This window comes from Pararhizobium polonicum, from assembly GCF_001687365.1.
Lineage (GTDB): Bacteria > Pseudomonadota > Alphaproteobacteria > Rhizobiales > Rhizobiaceae > Pararhizobium > Pararhizobium polonicum.
The window spans coordinates 40,226-54,096 of the sequence record NZ_LGLV01000013.1 but is presented as its reverse complement, the minus strand read 5'-3'; the positions used below and the strand labels follow the sequence as shown (position 1 = coordinate 54,096).

Here is a 13,871-nt window from a genome sequence, read left to right as displayed (position 1 = left end):
GACTCACGCGGCATTTCATGTCAGGTCGCTTTGCATGAAAACGGAAGTCAAAATTTGCGGGTTGAAGACCGGCGAGGCTGTCGACAGGGCTGTCGCGCTCGGCGCGCGCTATACGGGTTTCATCTTCTTTCCGAAGAGCCCGCGCAACATCGAGCCAGACGATGCCGGCCGCCTGGCTGAGCGCATTCGCGGCAAGGCGAAGATCGTCGCCGTCACCGTCGATGCCGACAATGACGATCTCGACGAGATCGTCTCGGCCTTGTCCCCGGATATTCTGCAGCTTCACGGCAATGAAAGCCCGGACCGGGTGCTGACGATCAAGGCCGTCTATGGTCTGCCTGTCATCAAGGCGCTGTCCATTCGCGAGGCCGATGATCTGAAGCGGATCGATCCCTATATCGGCATTGCCGACCGCTTTCTGCTCGATGCCAAGCCGCCGAAGGGATCGGACCTTCCCGGCGGCAATGGTGTGTCTTTCGACTGGAACCTGCTCGATACGCTTGACGAAAGCGTCGATTACATGCTTTCCGGTGGTTTGAATGCGGACAATATCGGCGAGGCCCTTTCGGTCACGGGCGCAAAGGCCATCGATACTTCGTCGGGCGTCGAAAGCGCGCCCGGCGTCAAGGATCTGAAGCGCATGGAAGAGTTTTTCGATGCCGTTGCCCGCGCGGAAGCGGCCATGGCGCAAGATGCAAGCTTGGCAGGGAGAAGCAAGTGAACGAGACGCCAAAATTGAACTCGTTTCGGTCCGGTCCCGACGAAGACGGCCGGTTCGGCATTTTCGGCGGCCGGTTCGTCGCTGAAACCCTGATGCCGCTGATCCTCGACCTGCAGGCCGAATGGGACAAGGCCAAGACCGATCCGGAATTCCAGGCGGAACTCAAGAATCTCGGCGCCCATTATATCGGCCGCCCGAGCCCGCTCTATTTCGCCGAGCGCCTGACCGAACATCTGGGCGGCGCCAAGATCTATTTCAAGCGCGAAGAGCTGAACCATACGGGCTCGCACAAGATCAACAATTGCATCGGCCAGATTCTCTTGGCCAAGCGCATGGGCAAGACCCGTATCATCGCCGAAACCGGCGCGGGACAGCATGGTGTGGCGTCTGCCACTGTTGCCGCCCGCTTCGGCCTTCCCTGCGTCGTCTATATGGGCGCAACCGATGTCGAGCGCCAGGCGCCGAACGTGTTCCGCATGAAGCTGCTCGGTGCCGAGGTCAAGCCGGTGACGGCGGGTTCCGGTACGCTGAAGGACGCGATGAACGAGGCCCTGCGCGACTGGGTCACCAATGTCGACGACACCTATTACCTGATCGGCACCGCGGCCGGTCCGCATCCCTATCCGGAAATGGTCCGCGACTTCCAGGCCGTGATCGGTATCGAAGCCAAGCAGCAGATGCTGGAGGCCGAAGGCCGCCTGCCGGATCTGGTCATCGCGGCCGTTGGCGGCGGATCGAATGCGATCGGCATCTTCCATCCGTTCCTCGATGACGAATCCGTCAAGATTGTCGGCGTCGAAGCCGGCGGCAAGGGACTGGAAGGCGATGAGCATTGTGCGTCGATCACGGCGGGCTCGCCGGGCGTACTGCATGGCAACCGCACCTATCTGCTGCAGGACGGCGACGGCCAGATCAAGGAAGGCCATTCGATCTCGGCCGGTCTCGATTATCCCGGCATCGGGCCGGAGCATTCCTGGCTCGCCGATATCGGCCGCGCCGAATATGTGCCGATCATGGACCATGAGGCGCTGGAGGCATTCCAGCTGCTGACCCGCCTCGAGGGCATCATCCCGGCGCTGGAGCCGAGCCACGCCATCGCCGAAGTGATCAAGCGTGCGCCGAAGATGGGCAAGGACGAGATCATCCTGATGAACCTCTCCGGCCGCGGCGACAAGGACATCTTCACCGTCGGCAAGCTTCTTGGTATGGGACTGTAACAGCATGACCGCACGCATGGACAAACGATTTGCCGATCTCGCCGCCGAAGGCCGCCCGGCGCTTGTCACCTATTTCATGGGGGGCGATCCGGATTTCGACACGTCGCTGGCGATCATGAAGGCATTGCCGTCGGCCGGTTCCGACATCATCGAGCTTGGCATGCCCTTTTCCGATCCGATGGCCGATGGCCCAGCGATCCAGCTGGCCGGCCAGCGGGCGCTGAAGGGCGGTCAGACACTGGCCAAGACCCTGGAAATTGCCCGCCGCTTCCGCGAAGGCGACCAGGACACGCCGATCGTCATGATGGGCTATTACAACCCGATCTACATCTACGGCGTCGAACGTTTCCTCGACGATGCGCTGGCCGCCGGCATCGACGGCCTGATCGTCGTCGACCTGCCGCCGGAAATGGATGACGAACTGTGCATCCCGGCCTTGAAGAAGGATATCAACTTCATCCGGCTGGCGACCCCGACGACGGATGACAAGCGTTTGCCGAAGGTTCTCGAAAACACCTCCGGTTTCGTCTACTATGTCTCAATGAACGGCATTACGGGCTCGGCCCTGCCGGACCCAACCGTCGTCGGCGGTGCGGTCCAGCGGATCAAGGGCCATACGAAGCTGCCGGTCTGCGTCGGCTTCGGCGTCAAGACCGCGGAACATGCAAGGGCCATCGGTGCGTCCGCCGATGGCGTGGTCGTCGGCACCGCCATCGTCAACCAGGTGGCGTCCAGCCTGACCGAGGACGGGAAATCGACAGGGGCGACGGTGCCGGGCGTGGAAACGCTGGTTCGTGGCCTTTCCGCCGGCGTTCGCTCCGCAAGGCTTGTTGCGGCCGAATAAATGCCCATATTCTGGGCCACGACCGGTTTTGACTATTCAGGAGTTTGGATTTGAACTGGATCACGAATTACGTTCGCCCGAAGATCAACTCGATGCTCGGCCGACGGGAAGTTCCGGAAAATCTCTGGATCAAATGCCCGGAAACCGGCGAGATGGTGTTTCACCGCGATCTCGAAGAGAACAAATGGGTCATTCCCGCCTCCGGCTTCCATATGAAGATGCCGGCCAAGGCGCGGTTGAAGGATCTGTTCGATGACGGCGTCTATGAAGCCCTGCCGCAGCCGAAGGTGGCGCAGGACCCGCTGAAGTTTCGCGATTCGAAGAAATATGTCGATCGTCTGCGTGACAGCCGGATCAAGACCGATCTCGAAGATACGATCGTTGCCGGCGTCGGCCGTTGCCGCGGCGTCAAGCTGGTCGGCGTCGTGCATGAATTCAATTTCATGGGCGGCTCGCTCGGCATGGCCGCCGGCGAGGCGATCATCAAGGCTTTCGAACGGGCAATTGCCGAAAAGTGCCCGCTGGTGATTTTCCCGGCCTCGGGCGGCGCCCGCATGCAGGAAGGCATCCTGTCGCTGATGCAGCTGCCGCGCACCACGGTCGCCGTGCAGATGCTGAAAGAGGCGGGGCTTCCCTATATCGTCGTGCTGACCAATCCGACCACCGGCGGCGTGACGGCATCCTATGCCATGCTGGGCGATCTGCATCTGGCCGAGCCGGGCGCCGAGATCTGCTTTGCCGGCAAGCGCGTCATCGAGCAGACCATCCGCGAAAAACTGCCGGAAGGCTTCCAGACGTCGGAATATCTGATGGAGCATGGCATGATCGACATGGTCGTCAAGCGCCACGATATTCCCGATACGCTTGCCCGCGTCCTGAAGATCCTGATGAAGAAGCCGGTGGATGCCGCCAAGCTCAATGGCAGCACCGCTGTTGCGGCGATGCCGATGGCAGCCAGCGCTTAAACGCAGGGTGCGCCCGGGATTGTCCGGGCGCCTGGAAAGCATAAGACGGTTTGGAATTGGCGCGTTCTGAGCGCGCTTGATGAGCGCTCAGCGCTCCAGCGGCGGTTGGAGGAGCGGGTGATGACGACGACGCAGGTCAGCGAGGCGGGGCAGGAAATCGACAAGCTGCTGGCCCTGCACCCCAAGGGCTTCGATCTGTCGCTCGACAGGATCACCCGGCTGCTCGACGTACTCGGCAATCCGCAGGACAGGCTTCCGCCGGTCATCCACGTGGCCGGCACCAACGGCAAGGGCTCGGTGACGGCCTTTTCCCGGGCGATCCTCGAAGCCTCCGGTCTGAGTGTCCACGTCCATACATCGCCGCATCTCGTCAATTGGCACGAGCGTTATCGCATCGGCAAAAAGGGCGAACGCGGCGCGCTGGTCAGCGATGCGGTTCTGGCGGATGCCGTCCGCCGCGTCGGCGAGGCCAATGGCGGTCAGAAGATCACCGTGTTCGAAATCCTGACGGCGGTCACCTTCGTGCTGTTTGCCGAACATCCGGCCGATGTCGCGATCATCGAAGTCGGCCTCGGTGGCCGGTTCGATGCGACCAATGTCATCAAGACCCCCGCCGTTTCCGTCATCATGCCGATCTCGCTCGATCATCAGGCCTATCTGGGTGATCGCGTCGAACTGATTGCGGCTGAAAAGGCCGGGATCATGAAACGCGGCTGCCCGGTGGTGATCGGCCATCAGGAGGAAGACACGGCGCGCGACGTGCTCGTCTCCATTGCCGAACGGCTGAATTGCCCGCTATCGGTCTATGGCCAGGACTTCATGGCGCATGAGGAATTCGGCCGGCTGGTCTATCAGGACGAATTCGGCCTGGCTGATCTGTCCTTGCCGCGCCTGCCGGGGCGCCATCAATATGCCAATGCCGCCGCCGCCATCCGGGCCGTGAAGGCCGCCGGATTCGATATCTCCGATACCGTCATCGACAAGGGGCTGGTCACGGTCGAATGGCCGGGCCGGTTGCAGCGGTTGACCGAAGGCAAACTGGCATCCCTTGCGCCGAAAGGTTCGGAAATCTGGGTCGATGGCGGGCACAATCCGGGTGCGGGCCAGGTCATCGCCGAAACCATGGCCAATCTCGAGGAGCGCGATCCGCGCCCCCTGTTCCTGATCACCGGGATGATTAACACCAAGGATCCGGCCGGCTATTTCAAGGCGTTCAAGGGGCTGGCCGAGCAGATCTTCACGGTGCCGATCCGTGGCTCGGATGCCGGGATCGATGCCGTTGCGCTGGCGGACGACGCGGTGACGGCCGGTTTCGAGGCCGGAGCGGTCTCGACCGTTGCCGAGGCGCTCGGTGCGATCACGGCCATGTTCGATGGCGATCCGGTCGCGCCCCGCATCCTGATCGGCGGCTCGCTCTATCTGGTCGGCGATGTTCTGGCCGATAACGGCACGCCGCCCCGATAAGCGGGCCAGATCCGCAATTTTTGAACAGAGAAAACGAATGAACGACACCAATCCTGAATTGCCCGAAGGCTATTCGCCCGTTCCATCCGGCAAGGTTGCCAATGCGGTGACGTTTCTGGAAATGCGCAGGCGGCCACCGGAAACGGGCGGCCTGCCGGAATCGCCGCTCAGCCTGGTGCGCCTGGGCCCGCAGAATCTCGACATCTACCGGCGCCTGTTTCGCGAGGTCGGCGAAGACTGGATGTGGGTGGCGATGCTGGAGATCGATGATGACGCCGTGCGCGACATTCTCGCTGACCCGTCGGTGGAGACCTACGCGTTGCGCGACGGCACCCGCGATATCGGCCTGGTGGAGCTCGACTTTCGCGTTCAGGGGGAATGCGAGCTCGTCTATTTCGGCCTGGTCAAGGATGCGATCGGCAAGGGTACCGGGCGTTTCCTGATGAACCAGGCAATCGCCAAAGCGTGGGCGCAACCGATCGACCGCTTCTGGCTGCACACCTGCACGTTCGATCATCCGGCCGCTGTCGGGTTCTACCAGCGTTCCGGCTTCAAGCCCTATAAGCTGATGGTCGAAATCCACGACGATCCGCGCCTATTGGGCTTGCTGCCGAAAACCGCGGCACCCCATGTCCCCTTGCTGGAACCTGCTTCCGGCACCGAATGACCTTGCAGAAACGAAAAAAGCCCGGTTTCCCGGGCTTTTTCAATCAAGTTGGGATTTCAATTACGCGGCAGCGTTGGAAATCCAGGAGGTCAGGGCTGTCTTAGGCGCGGCACCGACCTTGATGTCGGCTACTTCGCCGGCCTTGAACATGGCGAGCGTCGGAATGGAGCGCACGCCGTACTGGGTGGCGATTTCCGGGTTCTCGTCGATGTTGACCTTGACAACCTTGACCTTGCCGGCCAGTTCAACGGAAATTTCTTCCAGGCTCGGAGCGATCATCTTGCACGGGCCACACCATTCGGCCCAGAAATCAACGATGACGGGCTCGACGGAGTTCAGGACTTCGTCCTGAAAATTGGAGGTATCGACTTTTACGGTAGCCATTGGCTGCTCCTTGGTTTCGAAATCGGCGTTCTTCGAACGGTTACCCATCATGTGATGGTTGAGCGTCAGCTTTTCAATGCCAATCCTATCTCACTTTGTCGCGAGGTCCACAAGGCTCCTGTCGAGGATCGCCTGCGGCAATGTCAGCACCGATGGGCCTTCGGTATAGATCAGCGCGCATTGAAACGTGTGATCCGGATAAAGCGGTTCCAGCAGGGCACGATAAATGGCAAGCTGCGCCCGGTAGACGAAGGGGATCGCTTCCGGCGACACCGGGATTTCGCGGTTGGTCTTGAAATCGGCAATGATGACGGTGTTTCCGGAGACGGCCAGCCGGTCGATGCGGCCCGACACGGCAAAATCCCTTGCGCCGAGTTTCAGGGTACCCATCACGGCCACTTCCGCCCGGCTGGTCTCGGAAAACAGCGCAGCCAGCTCGGGGTGCTCGATCACGTTGAGAACTGATTGGGTCAGGGTCTGCCGCTCGGGCGCGGACCAGCGCGGGACGGAGCGCAGCAGGTACCGTTCGGCCGCTGCCCGGCGCTCTTCCGGCGCGATCGACGGCAGGACCTGCAGGAACCGGTGCAGCAGCGCGCCGCGCAGCAGCGACGTGTTGGCGCCGGGCTTTTGCGAAAACAGCGCCGATCCGACGATCGTGTCGGTATCCTCTTCATCGATGACGGCTCCAGCCCCGGAGGGGCTGAGCGGGCGCGGCAGATGTTTTTGGGGCGGCAGCGGCTGCAAGAGCGCTGCCGGCAAGCCCGTGCGCTGTGCTTCCACCGTCTGGTTTTCCGTATCCTGTGTCTGGAGATCGCGGCCGATGGCGGACACCTGCCAGCGATAACCTGTCCATTCCTGATCGGCGGCTGAAAATGTCATCGGCGTGCTGCGGCCGCGGTCGTCGGCGGAGAGGCTGGTGGTCACCATCGCATGCCAGCTGTCGGGATTGGCGCGCTTGCCCTGATAGCCGCAGACGATCAGCCGGTCGGCCGCGCGTGTCATGCCGACATAAAGCAGACGGCGGTATTCTTCTTCGGCCGCGATTTTCAGCCGGTCCGTGTCCGCATCGACCAGCGTGTTGGAGGCGGCACCCGGTGGCCGCCAGATCGGAAGCGGGATTGCGTTCTGGCCGTCGTCCGGCTTGATCATGCGCAGGCCGGAGACATGCTGCGAATTGAAGGCCTTGCCGCCGCCATCGACGAGGAAGACGACAGGTGCCTCCAGCCCCTTGGCGGCGTGCACCGTCATGATGCGGACCTCGTTGCGCTCCTTGTCCTGCTCGCGCTTGACGGTGGGTGCTTCCATCTCCAGTCCGGAAATAAAGGCCTGCAATCCCGGCAGCCCGTTCTTCTCATGGTCGAGCGCAAAGGTCAGGAATTCGTCGAGGATATCGCTGACCTCGCTGCCAAGCCTTCCGAGAAAGGCGGCACGGCCGCCGTCATGGCCAAGGATCAAGGCATAAAAATCATGGACGGGCAGGCTGCGCGACAATGTCCTGTATCGCTGCAGCTTCTGCGTGGCGGCGTGATAGCGGCCGATCTCGTCACGGCCGAAATCCAGCAGGTTCTGCCAGACGCTGACCGGTTGCGGGCGGCCGATGGCGAGTGCCGCGATATCCTCTTCGTTGAGATCGAACAGCGGGCTTTTGAGAACGGCGGCCAGCGACAGGTCATCCTGCGGCAAAAGCACGAATCGGCCGAGCGCCATCAGGTCCTGCACGGCGATATGATTGGTCAGCACCAGCCTGTCGGCACCGGCAACGGGAATGTTCCGGCGCGTCTTCAGGGCGCGGGTCAGCGCATTGACGAAGGCATCGCGCTTGCGCACGAGAACGATGATATCGCCCGGCTGCATCGGCCGCTTGACGCCCTTTTCGATCACCGTTTCCCGGCCGATCCAGTCGGCAAGCACGCAGGCGATGCGCTGCGCCAGGATATTGGCCGGCGCATCCTCGGGCGTTGCGTCGAAGGCGGCGGTCCAGTCGTCCTCCTGGATACTGTCGGCTGGCGCGATCGCATCCCAGACCTCGACCAGCCCCGGATGGCCGATCCGGTTGGAGGCGTGCACGACGGCATCGTTGCGGGCGCTGAGCCCGCGGGCATGAGCCGGATTTTCAAACACGGTATCGACGGCCGACAGCACGTCTTCGGTCGAGCGGAAGGACAGCTGCAGCCGGATCGGACTGAAGGCCTTGCCGCCGTCGCGGACCCGCCGTTCGGTCTCGATGCTCTCGTCGGAAAAGCGCTCGGGACGGGCGCCCTGGAACGAATAGATCGACTGTTTCTCGTCACCGACGGCAAACATCGTCCGGTTGCCGCCGCGTGCCGTTTCGCCGGAAAAGAAATCCTCGGCCAGCGACTGGATGATCGTCCACTGCACCGGGCTGGTATCCTGCGCCTCGTCGACGAGGATGTGATCGATGCCCTGGTCGAGCTTGTAGTGGATCCAGCGGCTGACATCGCCGCGCGACAAAAGCGTCGCGGTGCGGTTGATCAGGTCGTCGAAATCCAGCTGGCTGCGGCTCTTCTTGATGTCCTCGTAGTCGGCGTTCAGCCGGTCGGCGAGCACGAGAGCGGCCTTGGTCGCCTCGAACATGGCAATGAGGTTGAGGCGGTCGGTAGCGGCGACAATGTGATCGCGGGCCGCAGTGACAAGGTCTTCCAGGTCCGGCGCCTTGTCGCGCATCGCTTTGGACAGGAAGGCCGAATCCGCCCTCGGCTTGCCGGCCTGGGTGAAGAACAACCCGGTCAGCGCGGTGTAGCGCTGCAGCGGATCGGTGAGCTTCGCGACCACACGCAAGCCCTCGGCGAACTCCGTGACCTTGGCTCCGCCGGCCGATTGCGCCATGCCGATATAGCGTTCAAGCGCTGCGCCGTTGAGACCCGTGAGAGGCCAGAATCCGGCTAATGCCGTCTGTGTCGTCTCATCCGGGTCGAAACCGAGAGCCGATCGGAGCGCCGGATCGATGCCGCCCTTTCGCCCCGCGCTGTCCAGAAAGACCTGTACGGGCGTGCGGTTTGCGACGATCGCCGACAGCAGCTTTTCCAGCCCGGTATCGTCGGCCAGATCGAGCACGGTGGCAAAGGCTTCCGTCAGCTCGCGGTCGTCCTCGCTGGCGGTCGCGGTCAAAAGTGCCCGGCGGGCATCGGCCAGAAGCGTGGCGGAGGCGCGGTCGTCCAGAACGGAGAAATGCCCGGCGACATTGGCCTCGAGCGGGAACTGGTGCAGCAGCGCCTCGCAGAAGGCGTGGATCGTCTGGATCTTCAACCCGCCCGGCGTTTCCAGCGCGCGGGCAAACAGCCGTCGCGCCTCCTGACGCTTGAGGAGATCCGGCCTTTCGCCCTCGATTGCGGCGATCCGGTCATCCAGCGCGTCGTCGTCGAGCGTCACCCATTCGGCCAGCCGCTCGAAGACGCGGTTCGACATTTCCGACGCGGCGGCCTTGGTATAGGTGAGGCACAGGATGGCGGAGGGCCGGCAGCCGGACAACAGAAGCCGGATCACGCGTTGCGTCAGCACATGTGTCTTGCCGGAACCGGCATTGGCCGACACCCAGGCGGAACGCGCCGGATCGGAGGCGAGCGCCTGCTTGGCCGACGTCCAGTCGAGCCAGGCCTGCGGCGAGGGATCGAGAGGGCCGAAATCGTCATCCTTCATTGGCGTCCTCCTCTCCTTCTGCTGTCGCCCATTCGGCGACACGGGCCAGATGGTCGTACTCGCCGCCGTAATCGCGCTCCTTCTGCACGATCAGCCGCGAGGCAAAACCATATTTCCCGGTCATCAGCGCAGCCAGTAGCCCGGTCAGTTCCTTCAGCGAATCCTCGGCCAGTTGATCGGCCGACTTGGTCTCGACATTGGCGCGCGCCTTGGCATGCCCGTTGTTGACCTCCTGAACGGCAAACCGTTCGCCGGGCTTCAGGCGGACATAGAGCAGCGATTGCGGCTGTTTCGACCCGGCCTTCTGGAAGGCACCGGCCTTGAGGGCTGCGGCTTCCAGCGCAAGCTGCGGATCGAGCAGGGCGCGGGCCTCGTTGATGGAAGGCGTCGATCCCGTCTTGTAGTCGACGATCACGGCGCTGCCGTCGCCGAGAATATCGATGCGGTCGGCGATGCCCGTCAGCTTGATATCCGAAACACCGAGCTCCATCGACGCATAGAGTTCGGTAAAACTCTTGCGGATATCCGGCTGCCGGCCGATTTCCCAATCGATGAAGGCCTTACCGACGGCGGCAAAGCGCGGCCGCCAGACAATATCGATATGGGCAGGCAGGGCCTGTTCGTCAAAAGCTTCGTTGAGAATCCGGCTCATTTCCGTTTGCGCTTGCGGCGATGCGGCATCCAGTCCGGCACGCACGAAACGCTCGACGATCTTGTGGTAGAGCGTACCGCGCTCGGCAGCGCCGGGATCCCGGTTGAACGGATCGATCGGTTGCAGGCGCAGGATCCGCCGGGCGTAGACGGCATAGGGATCGCGCCGCAGCCGGCTCACCTCGCTGAAGGAATAGCTGCGCGGCTGCTGGTCGGCCGGTGGTTTCGGTTCGGGGCGTTTGGCCAATGGTTGTATAACGCCCTGATCGAGCATACCGGCCCAAAGCTGATAATCCCGGCCGTTGTCGCGCAGTTTGCCGGCAAATGCCTTGCCGCCGACGGCCAGAAGCCGCTGCAGCCAGCGGGAGGCAACGGTCGGCGTCGCGCCCTTGCGCATCGCCCGCGTCAGGATCAGCCTGCGTGTGCCGCAGGCCATCTGGAAATCATGGGCCAGCTGGCCAATCCGCCGCTCCGGCGGCTCAAGGCCGATGGATGTCTTCATCGTCCGCGACAGAAACGGATCATTCGCCGTCTGCCCCGGCCAGGTGCCTTCGTTCATGCCGCCGAGCACCACCAGATCGACGCTCTGCAGGCGGGATTCGAGCGCGCCGAAAATGAACACGCGGGGATGGCGCATCGAGCGCGGTTTGATTGATTCGCTTGCCGAAAGCGCCTCGACGATATCGCTCCATTGTGGCCCGTCGGCCGTCAGCTGGCCATCCGTGTCGATGACGGAGCGCAACAGTGTCGCCAGTGCTTCGCCGGCTTCACCCGACCAGAGACCGGCGAGGTTATCGTGCTCGTCGATAGCCACCGCTTCGAGTGCCGCACCGGTTTTTTCCGCCCATTCGGCAAGCGTCAGGGCCGCGGTCAGGCCACGGCCGCTTCTATGATGGCGCACCAATGTCCCGGCCAGCGGTTCGGCAGCAGCGGCGATGCGCCGGGCAAGATCACGCGCTCTTTCGATGGCGTCCGCGTCGATATGGCTGCGCCATTCCGGCAGATGCTTCTTGCCGGCTTCGCGCTGCAATGTCTGGTCGAGCAGAACCTCAAGCTCCGAAATATCGGCGCTGCCGGTGCCGCCACGCAGGGCCATCAGTTCCAGCGTCATGGCCGCGTCGCTCATCGCCTCGGCGGACAGGCCGAAACGGGCCAGCGGATGTTTGAGCAGAGCGGTGACCGAAACCGGGTCGCCCGGCCGCAAAGCTGCCTCGAGCAGCAATCGTGTCAGGCTGCCGGGGCCGGTGGAAGACAGTGGCGTACCGGCCGAATCGTCGGCCTCGATGCCGAATCGCATCAGTTCGGCAGCGACGCGGCGGGCAAGGTCGCGATCGGGGGTGATCAGGGCTGCCTGGCTTTCGGCGCTGTCGTGAAGCGCGAGGCGCAGGGCAATGGCGATCGCGGTTGCTTCCTCGCGCTCATTGGCGGTTTCGATCAATGCCGTGTCGGTAAAGGCCGCCGCAAGCCGGGAGGGATCGACATCGCTGCGCAGCGCCGTCCAGCTGCTGGTCGCCTGGACCGGCAGCAGGGCATGCGAGATCAGCTCTGCGCGATAGTCGAGATCGGGCACCGGGGCGCCGAGAACCGCGACGTCATGCCGGGAGATTTCCATGCGGTTCAGCAGGCGGAAGAAACCGTATTGCGGATGGCTGCGGCTTGCCGGATCGGGCCTGCCGGTCAGTTTTGCCGCTTCCGGTGCGATCATCGTCCATTCCGCGTCGCTCATCGTCCGGTCGAGACCGGGGAGCACGATGGTTCCGTTGGGAAGCTTCTGCACGGCAGCCATGAGCTTGGCTGTCGCGGGGATGGAGCCCGTCGAGCCGGCGATGATGATCGGCCCGGTGACCTTGCCGTCGGCGATGCGCTGGGCTTCCGCTTCGAGGATGGCGTTGCGATGGCGGGCAGGGGAGGACTGTTTCAGCTCTTCCAGCCGTTCCGGCCAGTAGAGGCTGGCAATCTTCAGGAATTCGAGCGTCAGCTGCCACCACAGGGCATGGTCGTTGGCATCGAGATTGTCGAGCGCAGCCCAATCCAGCTCCTCCGTCTCCATCGCATCGATGATCTCGGAGAGGTTGCGCGCCAGCCAGATCGCATCGGCGGGGCTGGCCGGCGCGATCAGCGGGCTTTCGGCATGTACGTCGAGCACCGCCTTTGGCAGCTGGTTACGCCAGGCCAGGATCAGCCGGCCAAGCTCGATCAGCCGGGCTGTATTGGGCAAAGGCGGCGCGAGGTCGAGGATCGCCGGAATCTCGGCGTCGAAGAAGCCGCTGTCGTCATCGGTTTCGCCGAGTGCCCGGATCATCGGCAGGATCGCCGAACGGCCGCCCAGGCAATCGACCAGCTCCGAGCGCAGCACGCGGGCTGAGCGGCGGGTCGGCACGAAGATCGTTACGCCGGCGAGCGACAGGGGATCGGCCGCATCGTAGCGAAACCCGGGAACCAGATCGCCGGAGCATAGCGTTTCGACCACGGTCTTCAGGAATGGAAGCCCGGGCGGAATGGTGAAAACGTTGGAGACGGTGTCCGTCATGCCATCAGCCTCCTGCTTGGAAGCGGCGGATGGTATCTTCGGCCTCGCCGATCGCCTCGGGGGTGCCCACCGTCAGCCAGTGGCCCTCGAGAACGATGCCGAACAGCCTGTTTTTGGCAATCGCCCGATCGAAATAGATGTTGAGATTGAAGGCATCGTCCGGCGCATCGGCGAAAAGCCGGGTGTGCATGGCGATGGCGCCTGCATAGACGACAGGGTTTTCCATGCCGTCCTTGTAGCGCGAAAGCCGCCCTTGTGTATCAAGCGAGAAATCCAGCTTGCCGTTGTGGCCGGTCGTGTCCGCGTTGCGCACGCAAAGCAGCGCCATGTCCATGGTTTGCGGATCGAAGAAGGCGGCCAGCCGCTGCAGATTGGTCGGCGCATCCGGCTTTTCACCCACCCAGAAAAGGTCGGCATTCATCACCAGAACCGGCCCCTCGGGAAGCCGTTTCAATCCCTTGGCGAGCCCGCCGCCGGAATTCATCAGCGCGGCCCGCTCGTCGGAAATGACGATCCCTGGCCGGCTTCGTTTTGCCAGATGCGCTTCCATCCTGTCGGCGAAATGATGGACGTTGACCGCCGCCGTCTCCACGCCGGCGCCGTCCAAGAGGTCGAGCACATAGTCGATCATCGGCTTGCCCGCGATCGGGACCAGCGGCTTCGGCATGGTATCGGTGACGGGGCGCAGGCGGGTGCCGAGCCCCGCGGCGAGCACCATGGCGTTCTTGATGGGCATGGACAGTCCCTGATCCCGTGATTCGTCAACCGGTG

Annotated in this window: 10 protein-coding genes; 6 read left to right on the top strand and 4 right to left on the bottom strand. The window is 63.1% G+C overall.

Features of this window, described 5'->3' with window-relative positions:
• Positions 1–34 precede the first annotated feature (34 nt).
• The 6 genes from ADU59_RS20235 to ADU59_RS20210 all read left to right on the top strand — a co-directional run bounded on the left by ADU59_RS20235 (position 35) and on the right by ADU59_RS20210 (position 5,878).
• Complete coding sequence (locus ADU59_RS20235; protein WP_068955968.1) at positions 35–721, top strand: phosphoribosylanthranilate isomerase; 687 nt, start codon at positions 35–37, stop codon at positions 719–721.
• Entirely contained in the window at positions 718–1,938 is a 1,221-nt protein-coding gene (gene trpB / locus ADU59_RS20230) for a tryptophan synthase subunit beta (RefSeq protein ID WP_068955967.1), read from the top strand. Before ADU59_RS20235 ends, trpB begins: the two co-directional genes overlap by 4 nt.
• A gap of 4 nt (positions 1,939–1,942) precedes the next feature.
• Positions 1,943–2,782 (top strand): tryptophan synthase subunit alpha, encoded by an 840-nt coding sequence (gene trpA, locus ADU59_RS20225; RefSeq protein WP_068955966.1) that lies wholly within the window; start codon positions 1,943–1,945, stop codon positions 2,780–2,782.
• A 50-nt stretch (positions 2,783–2,832) separates the two neighbouring features.
• Complete coding sequence (accD, locus tag ADU59_RS20220; RefSeq protein ID WP_068955965.1) at positions 2,833–3,747, top strand: acetyl-CoA carboxylase, carboxyltransferase subunit beta; 915 nt, start codon at positions 2,833–2,835, stop codon at positions 3,745–3,747.
• A gap of 120 nt (positions 3,748–3,867) precedes the next feature.
• Complete coding sequence (locus ADU59_RS20215) at positions 3,868–5,211, top strand: bifunctional folylpolyglutamate synthase/dihydrofolate synthase (RefSeq protein ID WP_068955964.1); 1,344 nt, start codon at positions 3,868–3,870, stop codon at positions 5,209–5,211.
• Positions 5,212–5,248: 37 nt separating this feature from the next.
• On the top strand, positions 5,249–5,878 hold the full coding sequence (locus ADU59_RS20210) for a GNAT family N-acetyltransferase (protein WP_068955963.1): 630 nt from the start codon (positions 5,249–5,251) through the stop codon (positions 5,876–5,878).
• Between the two features lie 60 nt (positions 5,879–5,938).
• On the opposite strand, the gene trxA is transcribed toward ADU59_RS20210, so the two are convergent.
• The 4 genes from trxA to ADU59_RS20190 all read right to left on the bottom strand — a co-directional run bounded on the left by trxA (position 5,939) and on the right by ADU59_RS20190 (position 13,836).
• Positions 5,939–6,262, bottom strand: a complete 324-nt coding sequence (trxA, locus tag ADU59_RS20205) for a thioredoxin (protein ID WP_068956198.1) — start codon at positions 6,260–6,262, stop codon at positions 5,939–5,941.
• 90 nt (positions 6,263–6,352) lie between these two features.
• Positions 6,353–9,919, bottom strand: coding sequence for a double-strand break repair helicase AddA (addA, locus tag ADU59_RS20200; protein ID WP_068955962.1), 3,567 nt, complete (start codon positions 9,917–9,919; stop codon positions 6,353–6,355).
• Positions 9,909–13,100, bottom strand: coding sequence for a double-strand break repair protein AddB (gene addB, locus ADU59_RS20195; protein ID WP_068955961.1), 3,192 nt, complete (start codon positions 13,098–13,100; stop codon positions 9,909–9,911). The genes addA and addB overlap by 11 nt, the downstream gene beginning before the upstream one ends.
• A gap of 4 nt (positions 13,101–13,104) precedes the next feature.
• Positions 13,105–13,836, bottom strand: coding sequence for a nucleotidyltransferase family protein (locus ADU59_RS20190; protein ID WP_068955960.1), 732 nt, complete (start codon positions 13,834–13,836; stop codon positions 13,105–13,107).
• Between the last annotated feature and the right edge of the window lie 35 nt (positions 13,837–13,871).